Here is a 15,280-nt window from a genome sequence, read left to right as displayed (position 1 = left end):
GGGAATCATGGCTAAAGCAAAGTTCGAGCGGACTAAGCCGCATCTCAACATCGGCACCATCGGTCACGTCGATCATGGTAAGACCTCGCTCACGGCAGCGATCACGAAGGTTCTGGCCGAGACCGGCGGCGCCACGTTCACCAGCTATGCCAACATCGACAAGGCTCCTGAGGAGCGCGAGCGCGGCATCACGATCTCGACCGCACACGTCGAGTACGAGACGCTGGCACGCCACTACGCGCACGTCGATTGCCCGGGTCACGCCGATTATGTGAAGAACATGATCACCGGCGCGGCGCAGATGGACGGCGCGATCCTCGTCGTTTCGGCGACCGACGGCCCGATGCCGCAGACCCGCGAGCACATCCTGCTCGCCCGTCAGGTCGGTGTGCCGACGATGGTCGTGTTCATGAACAAGGTCGATCTGGTCGACGACGCCGAAATCCTCGAGCTCGTCGAGCTGGAAATCCGCGAGCTGCTCTCGTCGTATGATTTCGACGGTGACAACATCCCCGTCATTCAGGGTTCGGCTGTTGCTGCGCTCAACGACGTCACGCCGGAAATCGGCCATGACGCCGTTCTGAAGCTGATGGAAGCGGTCGACACCTATCTGCCGCAGCCCGAGCGTCCGCTCGACAAGCCGTTCATGATGCCGATCGAAGACGTGTTCTCGATCTCGGGTCGTGGCACGGTCGTCACCGGCCGCGTCGAGACCGGCATCGTGAAGGTCGGCGAGGAAGTCGAGATCGTCGGCATTCACCCGGCGGTTCGCAAGACCACCGTCACGGGCGTCGAAATGTTCCGCAAGCTGCTCGACCAGGGCCAGGCAGGCGACAACATCGGCGCGCTGATCCGCGGCGTCGGCCGTGAAGAGGTCGAGCGTGGCCAGGTTCTCTGCAAGCCCGGCTCGATCAAGCCGCACACCGACTTTTCGTCGGAAGTGTACGTGCTGTCGAAGGACGAGGGTGGCCGTCACACGCCGTTCTTCGCCAACTATCGTCCGCAGTTCTACTTCCGTACCACGGACGTGACCGGCACCGTCGAGCTGCCCGAGGGCACCGAGATGGTCATGCCTGGCGACAACATCGCACTCGGCGTGAAGCTGATCGCACCGATCGCCATGGACGTGGGCCAGCGCTTCACGATCCGCGAGGGCGGTCGCACGGTTGGTTCGGGTATCGTCAGCGGTATCACGAAGTAATCTCACGCTAAAAAAAAGTCGCCGCCCGTGCCTCCCTGGAGGCGCGGGCGGTTGCTTTTTGTAGGAGGCCGCTGTAATGGCCCGCCTCCGGTTTTGAACTGAACAACCAGCGGTGGCCCTTCGGCCCGAGTCCCGGCGATTGCCGGTCTCGCGGTCGGGGAAAGTCACCCCGCTCTTTCGCATTGGTAGGGTACATGGACAGCAACATCCGCATTCGCCTTAAGGCGTTCGATCATCGCGTGCTCGATCAGGCTGCCGGCGACATCGCCGACACCGCCCGTCGCACCGGCGCACTCATCCGTGGCCCGATTCCTTTGCCGACTCACATCGACAAGTTCACGGTCAACCGCGGCCCGCACATCGACAAGAAGTCGCGCGAGCAGTTCGAGACGCGTACCTACAAGCGCCTGCTCGACATCGTGCAGCCGACCCCGCAGACGGTGGACGCGCTGATGAAGCTCGACCTCGCTGCTGGTGTTGACGTTGAGATCAAGCTCGCGTAAACGCGCCGCTCCAAGAGATTCGGCCCCGTAACCGGGGCAGATAGGGATACCGCCGGACTTGTCCGGGTCTGCGTCCCCCGACATGCCTCCTGCTTTCAGGAGGCGCCAGCCCGGGTCGGGGCCGACGCAGTATAAATGTTTTCGGGTTGAGCACGCACGCTACGGAATCGTCCGTGGCGTGCCTCTGTTATGGAAAGGGATCAGATCATGCGCACTGGCGTGATCGCGAAGAAATTGGGGATGACGCGTCTGTTCCAGGACGATGGTCGGCATGTGCCGGTAACCGTTCTGCAGCTCGACAATCTCCAGGTCGTGGCCGTTCGCGAGGCCGATCGTGATGGGTATGTCGCCGTCCAGTTGGGTGCCGGCGTTGCTAAAGCAAAGAATGTCGCCAAGCCGCAGCGCGGCCACTTCGGCAAAGCCGAAGTCGAGCCCAAAGCGATCGTCCGCGAATTCCGTGTCGCCGAGGACGCCGTCCTCGAGGTCGGCGCCGAGATTTCGGCCGATCACTATGTCGCTGGCCAGATCGTCGACGTTCAGGGGTACACGCAGGGCAAGGGCTTCCAGGGCGGCATGAAGCGCTGGGGCTTCGGCGGCCTTCGCGCCACCCACGGCGTCTCGGTGTCGCACCGCTCGCTCGGTTCGACCGGCCAGCGTCAGGATCCGGGCAAGGTCTTCAAGAACAAGAAGATGGCCGGCCACATGGGTGATGCGCAGCGCACCCAGCAGAACCTCGAGATCGTTTCGACCGACGTCGAGCGCGGCCTGATCTTCGTCAAGGGCTCGGTGCCTGGCTCGAAGGGCGGCTGGCTGCTCGTCAAGGACGCGGTCAAGATCGCACGCCCCGAGGCTGCTCCGTATCCCGCCGGCCTCAAGGCCGCTCAGAACAACAACGATGCGCCCGCAGAGACGCCCGCCGAAACGGTGGACGACGCAGCGGCCACCGACGGCCAGGAGGGCTGATCGTGAAGGTTAAGCTTCAATCCTTCGCCGATACCGCGGAAAGCGATATCGAGCTCAACGACGAGGTCTTCGGCCTCGATCCGCGCGGCGACATCCTGCACCGCGTCGTCACCTGGCAGCTTGAAAAGCGTCGTGCGACCGCAAGCGGCACGCGCGAGCGCGCCGACGTTGCCCGCACCGGCAAGAAGTTCGGTCGCCAGAAGGGCGGCGGTACGGCACGTCACGGCGATCGCCGCGCTCCGATCTTCGTCGGTGGTGGTAAGGCGCACGGTCAACGGACCCGCGACTTCAATCCGTCGCTGAACAAGAAGATCCGCGCGCTGGGTCTCAAGATGGCGCTCAGCAGCCACGCCAAGGCTGGCTCGCTGGTGATCCTCGACAGCCTCGCGGTTGCCGAGGGCAAGACCAAGACGCTGATCGCCGACTGGGCCAAGCTCGGCACCGGCAAGACCGCGCTGGTCATCGACGGTGACACGGTTGAGACGACGTTCGTTCTCGCCGCTGGCAACCTCTCGACGATCAACGTGCTGCCGGCCGCCGGCGCCAACGTCTATGACATTCTGAAGCACGACACGCTGGTTCTCACCCGCGCTGCCGTTGAAAAGCTGGAGGCGCGCTTCAATGGCTAAGAAGCAGAAGGGCGATATCGCGGTCCGTCATTACGACGTGATCGTTGCGCCGCACATCACCGAAAAGGCGACCCTGCTCTCCGAGCACAACGCCGTCGTGTTCAAGGTTGCGAACGACGCCACCAAGCCTGAAATCAAGGCTGCGGTCGAGGCGCTGTTCGGGGTGAACGTCACTGGCGTGAACACCATTGTCCAGAAGGGCAAGACCAAGAAGTGGAAGGGCGCGGACTATACGCGCTCCGACGTCAAGAAAGCGATCGTGACGTTGAAGGACGGCCAGTCCATCGACGTGACGACGGGGATCTGATCCGATGGCATTGAAACATTATAACCCGACGAGCCCGGCGCGGCGTGGTCTCATCCTGGTCGACCGTTCCGGCCTGCACAAGGGCGGCCCCGTCAAGGCGCTGACCGAAGGCAAGCGCAAGACCGGTGGCCGCAACAACAAGGGCCATGTCACCTCGCGCGGCATCGCCGGCGGCCACAAGCAGCGCTATCGGATCATCGATTTCAAGCGCCGCAACTGGGGCGTCGAGGGTACGGTCGAGCGGATCGAATATGATCCCAACCGCACGGCTTTCATCGCGCTGATCGGCTATAACGGCGGCTCGGCTGCCGAGGGCGGCGAAGTCGCCTACATCATCGCGCCGCAGCGCCTCGCCGTTGGCGATAAGGTGATCGCGGACAAGAAGACCGACGTGAAGCCCGGCAACGCGATGGAGCTCGGCCAGATTCCGGTCGGTACGATCGTCCACAACGTCGAGATGAAGCCCGGCAAGGGTGGTCAGCTCGCACGTTCGGCCGGCACCTATGTGCAGGTCGTCGGTCGCGACAAGGGCATGGTGATGGTTCGCCTGAACTCGGGCGAGCAGCGCTATATCCACGCAGGCTGCATGGCGACGATCGGTGCGGTGTCGAACCCCGACAACGGCAACACCAATCTCGCCAAGGCCGGCCGCAACCGCTGGCTCGGCAAGCGCCCGCTGACGCGCGGCGTCGCGAAGAACCCGGTCGACCATCCGCACGGCGGTGGTGAAGGCCGGACTTCGGGTGGCCGTCATCCGGTCACGCCGTGGGGCAAGCCGACGAAGGGTGCGCGCACCCGTCACAACAAGTCGACCGACAAGATGATCATCCGGTCGCGTCACGCGAAGAAGAAGGGCTAAACGATGGCTCGTTCCGTTTGGAAGGGTCCTTTCGTGGACCTTCACCTGCTTAAGAAGGCAGAAACCGCGCAGGAAACCAATGCGCGTGGTGCGATCAAGACCTGGTCGCGCCGCTCGACGATCCTGCCGCAATTCGTCGGCCTCACGTTCAGCGTCTATAATGGCCGCAAGTTCGTGCCGGTCTCCGTCAACGAGGACATGGTGGGCATGAAGCTCGGCGAGTTCGCGCCGACGCGCTATTTCCCCGGCCATGCCGCGGACAAGAAGGGCAAGCGCTGATGTCGAAGCCGAAATCCCCCCGCAAGGTCGGTGAGAAGGAAGCTCTCTCGGTCGGTACGCAGATCCGCGGCTCCGCGCAGAAGCTCGGCCTCGTCGCCGCGCTCATTCGCGGCAAGAAGGTCGGCGATGCGATGAACATCCTGCAGTTCTCGACCAAGGGCATGGCCGTCGACGCGCGCAAGGTGCTGGCTTCGGCCATCGCCAACGCCGAGAACAACCATAACCTCGATGTCGACGCGCTCGTCGTTCACGAGGCTTCGGTTGGCAAGTCGATCGTGATGAAGCGGTTCGCCACGCGCGGCCGCGGCAAGTCGACCCGCATCCTCAAGCCGTTCAGCCGTCTGCGCATCGTCGTGCGCGAGCAGGAAGAAGCATAATGGGTCAGAAATCGAACCCGATCGGTCTGCGCCTGCAGATCAACCGCACCTGGGACAGCCGCTGGTACGCGGAGGGCGCCGATTACGGTCGTCTGCTCCTCGAAGATCTGCGGATGCGCCAGTACATCATGAAGACGCTGCCGCAGGCGGCGATCTCCAAGGTGGTGATCGAGCGTCCCGCCAAGCTGTGCCGCGTGTCGATCTATGCCGCCCGTCCGGGTGTCATCATCGGCAAGAAGGGTGCGGACATCGAGAAGCTTCGCAAGAAGCTCGGCGCGATGACCACGTCGGACGTGTCGCTGAACATCGTCGAGATCCGCAAGCCGGAAGTCGATTCGAAGCTCGTCGCGCAGGGCATCGCCGATCAGCTCGAGCGTCGTATCGCTTTCCGCCGCGCCATGAAGCGTGCGGTTCAGTCGGCGATGCGGCTCGGCGCCGAGGGTATCCGGATCAACTGCGGTGGCCGTCTCGGCGGCGCCGAGATCGCGCGGACCGAATGGTATCGCGAGGGCCGGGTACCGCTTCATACGCTGCGTGCGAACGTGGATTATGCCGAAGCGCAGGCGCACACCGCCTACGGCGTGTGCGGCGTCAAGGTCTGGATCTTCAAGGGTGAGATCCTCGGCCACGACCCGCTCGCGCAGGAGCGCATCATGATGGAGGCTCAGACCTCCGGCGTGCGCCCGGCGCGCGACGACCGTCGCTAAGGACTGAATCATGCTGCAACCGAAAAAGACCAAGTTCCGCAAGGCCTTCAAGGGCCGCATCCACGGCGACGCCAAGGGTGGCACCACGCTCAACTTCGGGTCTTACGGCCTGAAGGCGATGGAGCCGGACCGGCTCACCGCCCGTCAGATCGAGGCGGCCCGCCGCGCGATCACGCGTCACATCAAGCGCCAGGGGCGTTTGTGGATCCGCGTGTTCCCGGACGTTCCGGTCTCGGGCAAGCCTGCCGAAGTCCGCATGGGCTCGGGCAAGGGTTCGCCGGAATTCTGGGCGGCGCGGGTCAAGCCCGGCCGCATCCTGTTCGAACTGGACGGCGTGCCCGGCGATATCGCGGCAGTGGCGTTCAGCCGCGCGGCGATGAAGCTGCCGATCAAGGTTAAGGTCGTCGCCCGTCTTGGCGACACCTCGCATCTGGGAGTCGTGTAAGATGGCACGGATCGACGATTTGAAGGCGAAGTCTGAGGACCAGTTGTCCGAGGAACTCGGCAACCTGAAGCGCGAGGCGTTCAACCTCCGTTTCCAGGCGGCGACCAACCAGCTCGAAAAGCCGAGCCGGGTTCGCGAAGTCCGCCGTGACATCGCCCGTATCAAGACGCTGCAGACCGCTCGCTCGCGCGACGCGGCTGCCAAGTAAGGATTTAGACATGCCGAAGCGCGTGCTGACGGGGCTGATCGTCTCGGACAAGGGCGACAAGACGGTGGTCGTGAACGTGGAGCGCAAGGTCAAGCACGCGCTCTACGGCAAGATCATCCGCCGTTCGAAGAAGTATCACGCCCATGACGAGGCGAACGAGTACAAGCAGGGTGAAACCGTGCGGATCGAAGAGACCGCGCCGATCTCCCGGCTCAAGACCTGGAAGGTGATCGATCGGGTTAACACCCATGCGACGCCGGAGCGGGTCGACGTCGACGCGTAAGCGTCACTTTTAGGCGGGGTCCGGTCGGAATCGGCCCCAGATGAGAAGGAAGCGGATCAATGATCCAGATGCAGTCCAATCTCGAGGTCGCTGACAACAGCGGCGCGAAGCGGGTTATGTGCATCAAGGTGCTTGGGGGTTCCAAGCGTCGGGTTGCAGGCGTGGGCGACATCATCGTCGTCAGCGTGAAGGAGGCCGCACCGCGCGGCCGTGTCAAGAAGGGCGACGTGCATCGTGCCGTCATCGTGCGCACCGCGAAGGACATTCGCCGCGCAGACGGTTCGGTGATCCGCTTCGACGGCAACGCCGCGGTGCTGGTCAACAAGAACGAGGAGCCGATCGGTACCCGTATCTTTGGCCCGGTCGTGCGCGAACTGCGCGGCAAGAAGCACATGAAGATCATCTCGCTCGCACCGGAGGTGCTGTAATGGCCGCCGCCAAGATCAAGAAGGGTGACCGCGTGATCGTCCTGTCCGGCAAGGACAAGGGCCGCACCGGCGAAGTTACCCAGGCGTTCCCGAAGGACGGCAAGGTCGTCGTGTCGGGCATCAACGTCCACGTCCGCCACACCAAGCCGACCCAGGGCGACCCCCAGGGTGGCCTGAAGCGCTCGGAAGCGCCGCTCGATGCGTCGAACGTCGCGCACGTGACCGCCGACGGCAAGCCGACGCGCGTCCGTTTCGAGATGCAGGACGGCAAGAAGGTCCGCGTCGCGGTCAAGACCGGGGAGAAGATCAGTGGCTGATGCCTATAAGCCCCGGATGAAGGGCCTCTACGACGAGAAGATCGTCAAGGCGATGACCGAGAAGTTCGGTTACAAGAACGCGATGGAAGTTCCGCGCATCGACAAGATCGTCCTGAACATGGGCGTTGGCGAAGCGACGCAGGACAAGAAGAAGGTCGACAAGGCGGCTACCGAAATGGAGCTGATCGCTGGCCAGAAGCCCGTCGTCACCAAGGCGAAGAAGTCGATCGCGCAGTTCAAGCTGCGTGAAGGCATGCCGATCGGCGTGAAGGTCACGCTGCGTCGCGAGCGCATGTACGAATTCCTCGATCGCTTCATCACGATCGCGCTGCCGCGCGTCCGCGATTTCCGCGGACTGAACGACAAGAGCTTCGACGGACGCGGCAACTATGCCTGCGGCCTGAAGGAGCAGTTGATCTTCCCGGAAATCAGCTACGACCAGGTCGATCAGATCCGTGGCATGGACGTGATCGTCGCGACGACCGCGAAAACCGACGACGAGGCGCGCGAGCTGCTTCGCCTGTTCGGTTTCCCGTTCCCGATTGAAGCCGACGCAGAAAAGAAGGCGGCATAAGATGGCAAAGCTGAGTTCGATCAACAAGAACGAGCGTCGCAAGCTGCTCGTGAAGAAGTACGCCGGCCGCTATTCGAAGCTGAAGGCGATCGCCGCCGACACGACGCTCGATGATGGCGAGCGCATGATCGCGCGCCTGAAGATGGCCGAGATTCCGCGCAACGGCAATCCGACGCGCATTCGCAACCGGTGCGAGCTGACGGGTCGTCCCCGCGCTTACTACCGCAAGTTCCGCCTCTGCCGCGTGCAGCTTCGCGATCTGGCCAACAAGGGCATGATCCCGGGCGTCACGAAGTCGAGCTGGTAAGGATCACGAGATGGCATTGACCGATCCCCTGGGTGATATGCTCACCCGCATCCGCAACGGCCAGCGCGCGCGCAAGGACTCGGTTCTGACGCCGGGCTCCAAGCTGCGTGTCCGCGTGCTCGACGTGCTCCAGCGCGAAGGCTACATCCGTGGCTACAGCGAAGAGCAGATGGGCCCTGCAGCCGGCATCCGCATCGAGCTGAAATATTTCGAGGGTCAGCCCGCGATCAAGCATGTCGCGCGCGTCTCCAAGCCGGGCCGCCGCGTCTATTCGGGTTCGACCGAACTGCCGCGGGTCATGAACGGCCTTGGCATCACGATCGTTTCGACGCCGAAGGGTGTTCTGTCTGACGCGGAAGCGCGTGAGCAGAACGTCGGTGGCGAAGTGCTGGCGGAGGTATTCTGATGAGCCGCATCGGTAAGAAGCCGGTCGCGATCCCAAGCGGTGTCACCGCGACGATCGACGGCGGCAAGCTCAACGTGAAGGGACCGAAGGGCACCCTCCACCTCGCGCTTCGTGAAGAGATCACCTACACGCTCGAGGACGGCGGCATCTCGGTGCAGCCGGCCAACGCCAGCAAGGCGGCGCGTGCTTTCTGGGGCATGCAGCGCACGATGGTTCAGAACCTCGTCACCGGCGTGACGACGGGCTTCACCAAGAAGCTGCTGATCAACGGCGTGGGCTACCGCGCCGCCGCGCAGGGCAAGGTGCTCAACCTGAAGCTCGGCTACAGCCACGACGTCAACATCGACGTGCCGGAAGGTCTTGAGGTCAAGACCCCCGACAACACGACGGTCGAGATTTCGGGTGCCGACAAGCAGAAGGTCGGCCAGCTCGCCGCAGAGGTCCGTCGCTGGCGTAAGCCCGAGCCGTACAAGGGCAAGGGCATCAAGTACGACGGCGAGTTCATCTTCCGCAAGGAAGGGAAAAAGAAGTAATGTCGACCAAGGGTATGTCTCTCTTCGAGAAGCGGCGCCGCCGCAACCGTTCCTCGCTTCGTGCGCGCAGCGGAGGCCGGCCGCGCCTTTCGGTGCATCGCTCGGGCAAGCACATCTACGCTCAGGTGATCGACGATGCGGCAGGCCGCACCATCGCTTCGGCCTCGACATTGGAGAAGGACGTGCGCGGCACGTCCGGCGCCAACATCGACGCGGCGACGGCGGTCGGCACGCGGCTCGCCGAGGCGGCGAAGGCCGCTGGCGTGACGCAGGTCGTGTTCGATCGCGGCGGCTTCCTGTTCCACGGTCGCGTCAAGGCGCTGGCGACTGCCGCGCGTGAAGCCGGATTGGAGTTTTAAGAATGGCCGACACCAACGATATCCAGTCGCAGGAAGGCGCTCCGGCTGAGGCCGGCACCGCCGAGGCGCCGCAGAGTCCGAATCAGAACCGTGGTCCGCGTGGCGGCCGTGGTCGCGGCGGCCCTCCGGGCGGCGGCAACAACCGTGGCGGTCGCGACAATCGCGGCGGTCGCGACAATCGTGGCCGTGGTGGCCCCGGTGGCGCTGACGACGGCGGCGAAGAGCTGATCGAGAAGCTGGTTCACATCAACCGCGTCTCGAAGACGGTGAAGGGCGGCAAGCGCTTCGGCTTCGCGGCACTCGTCGTCGTGGGTGACGGCAAGGGCCGGGTCGGCTTCGGTCATGGCAAGGCACGCGAAGTGCCGGAGGCCATCTCGAAGGCAACGGCTGCTGCCAAGAAGGCAATGGTCCGCGTTCCCCTGAAGGAAGGCCGCACGCTGCATCATGACGGCAATGGTCACTTCGGTGCCGGTCTCGTCACGCTGCGCTCGGCGCCGCAGGGCACCGGCATCATCGCGGGTGGCCCGATGCGCGCCGTCTTCGAATCGCTCGGGGTTGCCGACGTGGTGACGAAGTCGGTCGGCACGTCCAATCCGTACAACATGATCCGCGCGACCTTCGAGGCGCTGACCTCGCAGACCAGCCCCAAGGCAGTCGCGCAGCGTCGTGGCAAGAAGATCGCCGATCTGCTGGGCCGTGGCGGTTCACAGACCGCCGAGGCTGATGCCGCGGCTGTGGTGGAGTAAGACACGATGGCAACCATCAAGATCACGCAGACCGGGTCGCCGATCCGCCGCGAGAAGGATCAGCGCGCGACGCTGATCGGCCTCGGCCTCAACAAGATGCACAAGACGCGCGAGCTGGAAGACACCCCCGAGGTTCGGGGCATGATCCGCAAGGTCGCGCATATGGTGAAGATCGAAGCGTAAGCTTCGTTCGACATCTGCAATAGGGAAGGGCCGTCACGCGCGTGGCGGCCTTTTCTATGTGGCGCGGCGAGACTCTTCGCCGCCCAGAATCAGCGTGACAAAGGCGGAACGTCTCGCTAGACGCTCCGCCTTCCATTCCATCAGCGCGACAAAAGCGAAAGCGAGTGCATTCCATGAAGTTGAACGAAATCCGCGACAACGCGGGCGCCCGTAAGTCCAAGATGCGTGTCGGCCGTGGTATCGGTTCCGGCAAGGGCAAGACCGCAGGACGTGGCCAGAAGGGCCAGAAGAGCCGCGAAGGCGTCAGCATCGCCGGCTTCGAAGGCGGCCAGATGCCGCTCCACATGCGTCTGCCGAAGCGTGGCTTCAACAACATCTTCGCCAAGGACTATGCCGAGGTGAACCTCGGTGCGATCCAGAAGGCGGTCGATGCCGGCAAGATCGCTGCCGATGCGTCGCTCGATCACGAGTCGCTCAAGGCCGCTGGCCTGGCGCGCGGTGGCAAGGACGGCGTCCGTCTGCTCGGCAAGGGCGAACTGACCTCGCCGCTGACCTTCACCGTTGCCGGTGCGTCGAAGGGCGCGATCGAAGCGGTCGAGAAGGCTGGTGGTTCGGTTTCGGTGATTACGGTCGTTCCGGCTGCCGAGAAGGCCGCTGCCAAGAAGGGCGTCAAGTACCGCGAGCGCAAGGCCGACAAGGCCGCCAAGATCGCCGCCAACGCGTGATCTTAATGCCCCGTCGCGGACAAACGCGGCGGGGCGAACGTGGCGCGGGAACGCTCCCGACCACAATGGCGCTAGGCAACCCCAAACGCATGACTATATGAGCGGCGGGGCGGTTAAACGCTTTCCGCCGCTTTTGTTTCCTAGACCGTAGTTCGGGACGATTTCCAGCATGGCATCCGCAGCCGACCAGATGGCATCCAGCATCAGCCTGTCGAAGTTCGCACAGGCGACAGATCTCAAGAAGCGCCTTTGGTTCACGATCGGCGCGCTGATCGTTTTCCGGCTGCTCAGCTATGTGCCGCTGCCCGGCATCGATCCGACCGCGCTTAGCCAGCTCTCGCAGTCGACGAGCGGCGGCGTGCTCGATTTCTTCAACGCGTTTTCAGGCGGCTCGCTCAAGCGGATGAGTCTGACCGCGCTCGGCGTGATGCCCTACATCACCGCCTCGATCGTGATTCAGCTCGCCACCTCGCTGTCACCGACGCTGGCGGCGATCAAGAAGGAAGGCGAGAGCGGGCGCAAGCGGCTCAACCAGTACACGCGCTACGGCACGGTCGCGCTGACGGCGGTGCAGGGCTATTTCATCGCGGTCGGTCTGGAAACGCTCGGCGCCAACCAGGGCGTGCAGGCCGTGGTCGATCCCGGCATGATGTTCCGCGTCGCCGCGGTCATCTCGCTGATCGGCGGCACGATGTTCCTGATGTGGATCGGCGAGCAGATCACCAGCCGCGGCATCGGCAACGGCATGTCACTCATCATCATGGCCGGCATCGTCGCCAACCTGCCGACCACGCTGTACAATCTGTTCGAAGGCGGCCGTTCGGGCAATCTCGATGGCTTCCGCATCGTCGGCATCATCGTCGCGGTGGTCGCCCTGGTGTTGTTCATCTGCTTCATGGAGCGCGCACAGCGCCGCATCCTGATCCAGTACCCCAAGCGCCAGACCCAGCGCGGCATGCAGGCCGACCGCAGCCATCTGCCGCTCAAGATCAACACCGCCGGCGTGATCCCGCCGATCTTCGCCTCGTCGCTGCTGCTGATGCCGCTGACGATCATGCAGTTCGCCGGCAAGCGGGTTGAGAGCAATAGCTGGTGGAGCGACGTCATCCTGACGCTCAACCAGTACCTGCAGCACGGCTCGCCGGTGTACATGCTGCTCTACGGCGCGGGCATCATCTTCTTCTCGTTCTTCTATACCGCGGTTGTGTTCAACCCCGAGGAGACGGCGGACAATCTGAAGCGCTACGGCGGTTTCATCCCCGGCATCCGGCCCGGCAAGAACACCGAGATCTATTTCGATTACGTGCTGACGCGAATCACCGTGATCGGCGCGGGCTATCTGGCGATCATCTGCCTGCTGCCCGAAGAGCTGGTGTCGATGCTCCAGATTCCCTTCTATCTCGGCGGAACCAGCCTGTTGATCGTCGTCAACGTGACGATGGATACGGTGACTCAGATCCAGAGCCACTTGCTCGCGCATCAATATGGCGATCTAATCAAGAAATCGAAGCTGAAGGGCGGCCGCCTGCGCTAAGCGGGACGGGTACACAACAGGGGACGGACAGTCGTGAACATCATTCTGCTTGGCCCGCCGGGAGCGGGCAAGGGCACGCAGGCGAGCCGGCTTGAGACGACGCGCGGGATGGTGCAATTGTCGACCGGCGACATGCTCCGCGCCGCGCGCAAGGCCGACACGCCGCTTGGCCATCAGGTCGCGGCAGTGATGGATTCGGGCGCGCTCGTCTCCGACGAAATCGTTTCGGCGCTGATAGACGACAAACTCGGAACGCTTTCGCCCGAACAGGGCACGATCTTCGACGGCTATCCGCGCACCGCCGCGCAGGCTGAGTCGCTCGACGCGATCCTCGCCCAACACGGTCGCAAGCTCGACACGGTGATCGAACTCGACGTGAACGAGGATGCGCTCGTCGAGCGGATTGTCGGGCGCTACACCTGTGCCAAGTGCGGTGCGGGCTATCACGATCATTTCAAACAGCCCGCAGTGGCTGGCGTCTGCGATGTGTGTGGCTCGACCGAGTTCAAGCGCCGCCCCGACGACAATGAAGAGACGGTGCGCACCCGCATGGCCGAATATCGCGCCAAGACGCTGCCAATCTTGCCGCTTTACGAAGCGCGCGGTATCGTCGCCAAGGTCGATGGCATGGCCGATATCGACGAGGTGAGCGCGCAGGTCGCGGACGTGCTCGACCGGTAACGGTCGAGCGCAGCCCTTCGCCGCGTGTTTAGAACACGCGCGACCCGGCGGCACGTTCGGTCGTCAGCAGGAAGTGCGGATCGGATGATCCCGCCGGGCGCGCCGGAAAGTGCGTGTGCCATTTGCCGGGTTGCCGCGACGCGATCGCGAAGATGTAGACCGCTGCGTTGGGTTCCTGCGTCCACGAGAGATATAGCGGCTCGAAGCCCTCTTCTTCGAACAGGCGGATGGTCGATTGCGGCGAGAACCGCCAGTAATCGCCATAATCGGCGTGCTGCGGTTGCAACCACGGCAGGACGATAATGACGATGTCGGACGACATCGCGCAGAGGTTGCGGAACGCGCGCCTGAAGTCCCAAATGTGTTCCAGCGTCGTGTGATTGAAGACGGTGGCGAACTTCCGCGAGAGATCGGCCGGTAACGCTGCTTCCAGATCGAGGAATATTTCGTTGTCCGCGCCCTGGAGTGTTCCCTGCTCGGTCCCGAAGTTGGTGATGCTCCACGACGAGGCCGAACGGAAATAGTTTCGGTAGAAGTCGCCCTCCTTGTCGCGATCTTCCCATGCGCTGACATTGACGGCAGCGCCTCCGAACAAAGGTGCGAAACGGCGCAACTCCGCATTCGACCAGCGCCGCGGCACGCCGAACGCGGCCGATGCGTAATCGCGCGGCAACAATCCGGCTCGGCGTGCGAGCTGCCGGACGCGTGACATAACGCCTGTCATCGCAAGCTTCCTCCCCTGGCTGTTATCACATGCGGGTACAGTGGCCGGGGCGCTCTGTCCGACGGTTCTTGATCCGATCCGGCAGCATCGCCCACATGACAGGTTCGTCATCCGCCCTTCACCGAATCGGGGGAGGGCGATCGCTAAGAGGCGGACATGGCCGATGTGCTTTGGCCCATATATTTCCGAGATCGGCGTCCGCACTCCCGGGGGCGCCGTTGGCCGGCGGAAGGTTCACTTTCCGCCGGCCTCAATCCGTTCTAGGCTAAAGGGCCCGTCCGGAATGTCGCAGCCCATGACCCGTAAGATCCTGATCGTCGAAGATGACGCCGGCACCGCCGCCTATCTGGCCAAGGGCCTGGGCGAGGCCGGGTTCTCGATAGAGACCGCGGTGGATGGCCGCGACGGCCTGTTCCTCGCCAGTGAGGGCATCTTCGATCTTGTCATCGCCGATCGCATGCTGCCGGGGCTCGACGGTCTCGCGATGATCGGTGCGATCCGCGCCGCGGGTATTCGCACGCCGGTGCTGATGCTCTCCGCGCTCGCCACGGTTGATGACCGGATCGACGGACTGAAGGCCGGCGCCGACGATTATCTCTGCAAGCCGTTCTCGTTCGCCGAACTGTTCGCCCGGATCGAAGCACTGCTGCGCCGGGTCGATCTGGCGGTGTCGAAGAACCAGGTTACCAAGCTCAGCGTCGGCGATCTCGAGATCGATCTGCTCGCCCGCACGGTTACGCGTGAGGGCCGCTCGATCCCGCTCGGCGCGCGCGAGTTCAACCTGCTCGAATATCTTGCGCGGCACGCCGGGCAGGTGGTGACGCGCACGATGATGCTGGAGAAGATCTGGAACTACCATTTCGATCCGGGCTCGAATGTGGTCGATGTCCATATCGGGCGGCTGCGGCGGAAGATCGAGGATGGCTTCCGCGCGCCGATCCTGCATACCGTGCGCGGTGCCGGATACCGTCTCTCTGCCGACGGCTAGACGCCCCTTTCGCC

At 63.6% G+C, this 15,280-nt stretch carries 26 protein-coding genes; 25 read left to right on the top strand and 1 reads right to left on the bottom strand.

Annotation, left to right across the window (positions count from 1 at the left end; genetic code table 11):
* Nucleotides 1-7: 7 nt before the first annotated feature.
* The 24 genes from tuf (at nt 8) to J0A91_RS22680 (ending at nt 13,554) form a co-directional block, all read left to right on the top strand.
* The gene (gene tuf / locus J0A91_RS22795) at nt 8-1,201 is read left to right on the top strand and encodes an elongation factor Tu (RefSeq protein WP_069206812.1); all 1,194 of its coding nucleotides are present in this window, start codon (nt 8-10) and stop codon (nt 1,199-1,201) included.
* A gap of 194 nt (nt 1,202-1,395) precedes the next feature.
* On the top strand, nt 1,396-1,704 hold the full coding sequence (rpsJ, locus tag J0A91_RS22790) for a 30S ribosomal protein S10 (RefSeq protein ID WP_069206811.1): 309 nt from the start codon (nt 1,396-1,398) through the stop codon (nt 1,702-1,704).
* 207 nt (nt 1,705-1,911) lie between these two features.
* The gene (gene rplC, locus J0A91_RS22785) at nt 1,912-2,667 is read left to right on the top strand and encodes a 50S ribosomal protein L3 (RefSeq protein WP_069207594.1); all 756 of its coding nucleotides are present in this window, start codon (nt 1,912-1,914) and stop codon (nt 2,665-2,667) included.
* A gap of 2 nt (nt 2,668-2,669) precedes the next feature.
* Nucleotides 2,670-3,296: a 50S ribosomal protein L4 gene (gene rplD / locus J0A91_RS22780; protein ID WP_069206810.1), complete on the top strand. Its 627-nt coding sequence runs from the start codon at nt 2,670-2,672 to the stop codon at nt 3,294-3,296.
* Nucleotides 3,289-3,603, top strand: coding sequence for a 50S ribosomal protein L23 (locus J0A91_RS22775; RefSeq protein WP_069206809.1), 315 nt, complete (start codon nt 3,289-3,291; stop codon nt 3,601-3,603). The genes rplD and J0A91_RS22775 overlap by 8 nt, the downstream gene beginning before the upstream one ends.
* 4 nt (nt 3,604-3,607) lie before the next feature.
* Nucleotides 3,608-4,462 carry a 50S ribosomal protein L2 gene (rplB, locus tag J0A91_RS22770; protein WP_069206808.1) on the top strand — a complete coding sequence of 285 codons (855 nt, stop codon included), beginning with the start codon at nt 3,608-3,610 and terminating at the stop codon, nt 4,460-4,462.
* Nucleotides 4,463-4,465: 3 nt separating this feature from the next.
* Nucleotides 4,466-4,741 (top strand): 30S ribosomal protein S19, encoded by a 276-nt coding sequence (gene rpsS / locus J0A91_RS22765; RefSeq protein WP_010164582.1) that lies wholly within the window; start codon nt 4,466-4,468, stop codon nt 4,739-4,741.
* On the top strand, nt 4,741-5,118 hold the full coding sequence (gene rplV / locus J0A91_RS22760; RefSeq protein WP_069206807.1) for a 50S ribosomal protein L22: 378 nt from the start codon (nt 4,741-4,743) through the stop codon (nt 5,116-5,118). Before rpsS ends, rplV begins: the two co-directional genes overlap by 1 nt.
* Nucleotides 5,118-5,825, top strand: a complete 708-nt coding sequence (rpsC, locus tag J0A91_RS22755) for a 30S ribosomal protein S3 (protein ID WP_069206806.1) — start codon at nt 5,118-5,120, stop codon at nt 5,823-5,825. The genes rplV and rpsC overlap by 1 nt, the downstream gene beginning before the upstream one ends.
* A gap of 10 nt (nt 5,826-5,835) precedes the next feature.
* Nucleotides 5,836-6,270, top strand: a complete 435-nt coding sequence (rplP, locus tag J0A91_RS22750; protein ID WP_069206805.1) for a 50S ribosomal protein L16 — start codon at nt 5,836-5,838, stop codon at nt 6,268-6,270.
* Nucleotide 6,271: 1 nt separating this feature from the next.
* On the top strand, nt 6,272-6,478 hold the full coding sequence (rpmC, locus tag J0A91_RS22745) for a 50S ribosomal protein L29 (protein ID WP_069206804.1): 207 nt from the start codon (nt 6,272-6,274) through the stop codon (nt 6,476-6,478).
* Nucleotides 6,479-6,488: 10 nt separating this feature from the next.
* Nucleotides 6,489-6,761: a 30S ribosomal protein S17 gene (gene rpsQ, locus J0A91_RS22740; protein ID WP_069206803.1), complete on the top strand. Its 273-nt coding sequence runs from the start codon at nt 6,489-6,491 to the stop codon at nt 6,759-6,761.
* A gap of 59 nt (nt 6,762-6,820) precedes the next feature.
* Nucleotides 6,821-7,189, top strand: coding sequence for a 50S ribosomal protein L14 (gene rplN / locus J0A91_RS22735; protein WP_069206802.1), 369 nt, complete (start codon nt 6,821-6,823; stop codon nt 7,187-7,189).
* Nucleotides 7,189-7,506, top strand: a complete 318-nt coding sequence (gene rplX / locus J0A91_RS22730; RefSeq protein ID WP_069206801.1) for a 50S ribosomal protein L24 — start codon at nt 7,189-7,191, stop codon at nt 7,504-7,506. The genes rplN and rplX overlap by 1 nt, the downstream gene beginning before the upstream one ends.
* Entirely contained in the window at nt 7,499-8,080 is a 582-nt protein-coding gene (gene rplE / locus J0A91_RS22725) for a 50S ribosomal protein L5 (protein ID WP_083224870.1), read from the top strand. Before rplX ends, rplE begins: the two co-directional genes overlap by 8 nt.
* 1 nt (nt 8,081) lies before the next feature.
* Nucleotides 8,082-8,387, top strand: a complete 306-nt coding sequence (gene rpsN / locus J0A91_RS22720; RefSeq protein WP_069206799.1) for a 30S ribosomal protein S14 — start codon at nt 8,082-8,084, stop codon at nt 8,385-8,387.
* 10 nt (nt 8,388-8,397) lie between these two features.
* Nucleotides 8,398-8,793 (top strand): 30S ribosomal protein S8, encoded by a 396-nt coding sequence (rpsH, locus tag J0A91_RS22715; protein ID WP_069206798.1) that lies wholly within the window; start codon nt 8,398-8,400, stop codon nt 8,791-8,793.
* Complete coding sequence (rplF, locus tag J0A91_RS22710; protein ID WP_069206797.1) at nt 8,793-9,326, top strand: 50S ribosomal protein L6; 534 nt, start codon at nt 8,793-8,795, stop codon at nt 9,324-9,326. Before rpsH ends, rplF begins: the two co-directional genes overlap by 1 nt.
* Nucleotides 9,326-9,685 (top strand): 50S ribosomal protein L18, encoded by a 360-nt coding sequence (rplR, locus tag J0A91_RS22705; RefSeq protein WP_069206796.1) that lies wholly within the window; start codon nt 9,326-9,328, stop codon nt 9,683-9,685. The genes rplF and rplR overlap by 1 nt, the downstream gene beginning before the upstream one ends.
* A 2-nt stretch (nt 9,686-9,687) precedes the next feature.
* Nucleotides 9,688-10,431, top strand: a complete 744-nt coding sequence (gene rpsE / locus J0A91_RS22700) for a 30S ribosomal protein S5 (protein ID WP_083224869.1) — start codon at nt 9,688-9,690, stop codon at nt 10,429-10,431.
* Nucleotides 10,432-10,437: 6 nt separating this feature from the next.
* Nucleotides 10,438-10,614 (top strand): 50S ribosomal protein L30, encoded by a 177-nt coding sequence (rpmD, locus tag J0A91_RS22695; protein WP_069206795.1) that lies wholly within the window; start codon nt 10,438-10,440, stop codon nt 10,612-10,614.
* Between the two features lie 173 nt (nt 10,615-10,787).
* Nucleotides 10,788-11,339, top strand: a complete 552-nt coding sequence (gene rplO / locus J0A91_RS22690; RefSeq protein WP_069206794.1) for a 50S ribosomal protein L15 — start codon at nt 10,788-10,790, stop codon at nt 11,337-11,339.
* A 169-nt stretch (nt 11,340-11,508) separates the two neighbouring features.
* Nucleotides 11,509-12,873 carry a preprotein translocase subunit SecY gene (secY, locus tag J0A91_RS22685; RefSeq protein ID WP_069206793.1) on the top strand — a complete coding sequence of 455 codons (1,365 nt, stop codon included), beginning with the start codon at nt 11,509-11,511 and terminating at the stop codon, nt 12,871-12,873.
* Nucleotides 12,874-12,906: 33 nt separating this feature from the next.
* On the top strand, nt 12,907-13,554 hold the full coding sequence (locus J0A91_RS22680; protein WP_069206792.1) for an adenylate kinase: 648 nt from the start codon (nt 12,907-12,909) through the stop codon (nt 13,552-13,554).
* Between the two features lie 28 nt (nt 13,555-13,582).
* On the opposite strand, the gene J0A91_RS22675 is transcribed toward J0A91_RS22680, so the two are convergent.
* On the bottom strand, nt 13,583-14,278 hold the full coding sequence (locus tag J0A91_RS22675; RefSeq protein ID WP_169833210.1) for a hypothetical protein: 696 nt from the start codon (nt 14,276-14,278) through the stop codon (nt 13,583-13,585).
* Between the two features lie 295 nt (nt 14,279-14,573).
* On the opposite strand from J0A91_RS22675, the gene J0A91_RS22670 reads away from it, so the two are divergent.
* A complete protein-coding gene (locus tag J0A91_RS22670; protein ID WP_069207592.1) occupies nt 14,574-15,266 on the top strand; it encodes a winged helix-turn-helix domain-containing protein in 693 nt (230 codons plus the stop codon).
* Nucleotides 15,267-15,280 lie beyond the last annotated feature (14 nt).

The organism is Sphingomonas panacis (genome assembly GCF_001717955.1).
Taxonomy (GTDB): Bacteria; Pseudomonadota; Alphaproteobacteria; order Sphingomonadales; family Sphingomonadaceae; genus Sphingomonas; species Sphingomonas panacis.
The sequence above is the reverse complement of the archived record's forward strand: the minus strand, read 5'-3'. Positions and strand labels throughout refer to the sequence as shown.

Coding starts and splice junctions, on each gene's coding strand:
- rplO (WP_069206794.1), top strand. CDS start 10,788: ATGAAGTTGAACGAAATCCGCGACAACGCGGGCGCCCGTAAGTCCAAG.
- tuf (WP_069206812.1), top strand. CDS start 8: ATGGCTAAAGCAAAGTTCGAGCGGACTAAGCCGCATCTCAACATCGGC.
- rpsH (WP_069206798.1), top strand. CDS start 8,398: ATGGCATTGACCGATCCCCTGGGTGATATGCTCACCCGCATCCGCAAC.
- rpsE (WP_083224869.1), top strand. CDS start 9,688: ATGGCCGACACCAACGATATCCAGTCGCAGGAAGGCGCTCCGGCTGAG.
- rplC (WP_069207594.1), top strand. CDS start 1,912: ATGCGCACTGGCGTGATCGCGAAGAAATTGGGGATGACGCGTCTGTTC.
- rpmC (WP_069206804.1), top strand. CDS start 6,272: ATGGCACGGATCGACGATTTGAAGGCGAAGTCTGAGGACCAGTTGTCC.
- secY (WP_069206793.1), top strand. CDS start 11,509: ATGGCATCCGCAGCCGACCAGATGGCATCCAGCATCAGCCTGTCGAAG.
- rpmD (WP_069206795.1), top strand. CDS start 10,438: ATGGCAACCATCAAGATCACGCAGACCGGGTCGCCGATCCGCCGCGAG.
- rplV (WP_069206807.1), top strand. CDS start 4,741: ATGTCGAAGCCGAAATCCCCCCGCAAGGTCGGTGAGAAGGAAGCTCTC.
- J0A91_RS22670 (WP_069207592.1), top strand. CDS start 14,574: ATGACCCGTAAGATCCTGATCGTCGAAGATGACGCCGGCACCGCCGCC.
- rpsJ (WP_069206811.1), top strand. CDS start 1,396: ATGGACAGCAACATCCGCATTCGCCTTAAGGCGTTCGATCATCGCGTG.
- rpsQ (WP_069206803.1), top strand. CDS start 6,489: ATGCCGAAGCGCGTGCTGACGGGGCTGATCGTCTCGGACAAGGGCGAC.
- rplB (WP_069206808.1), top strand. CDS start 3,608: ATGGCATTGAAACATTATAACCCGACGAGCCCGGCGCGGCGTGGTCTC.
- rplX (WP_069206801.1), top strand. CDS start 7,189: ATGGCCGCCGCCAAGATCAAGAAGGGTGACCGCGTGATCGTCCTGTCC.
- rpsN (WP_069206799.1), top strand. CDS start 8,082: ATGGCAAAGCTGAGTTCGATCAACAAGAACGAGCGTCGCAAGCTGCTC.
- rplF (WP_069206797.1), top strand. CDS start 8,793: ATGAGCCGCATCGGTAAGAAGCCGGTCGCGATCCCAAGCGGTGTCACC.
- rpsC (WP_069206806.1), top strand. CDS start 5,118: ATGGGTCAGAAATCGAACCCGATCGGTCTGCGCCTGCAGATCAACCGC.
- rplN (WP_069206802.1), top strand. CDS start 6,821: ATGATCCAGATGCAGTCCAATCTCGAGGTCGCTGACAACAGCGGCGCG.
- J0A91_RS22775 (WP_069206809.1), top strand. CDS start 3,289: ATGGCTAAGAAGCAGAAGGGCGATATCGCGGTCCGTCATTACGACGTG.
- rpsS (WP_010164582.1), top strand. CDS start 4,466: ATGGCTCGTTCCGTTTGGAAGGGTCCTTTCGTGGACCTTCACCTGCTT.
- rplR (WP_069206796.1), top strand. CDS start 9,326: ATGTCGACCAAGGGTATGTCTCTCTTCGAGAAGCGGCGCCGCCGCAAC.
- rplP (WP_069206805.1), top strand. CDS start 5,836: ATGCTGCAACCGAAAAAGACCAAGTTCCGCAAGGCCTTCAAGGGCCGC.
- J0A91_RS22675 (WP_169833210.1), bottom strand. CDS start 14,278: ATGACAGGCGTTATGTCACGCGTCCGGCAGCTCGCACGCCGAGCCGGA.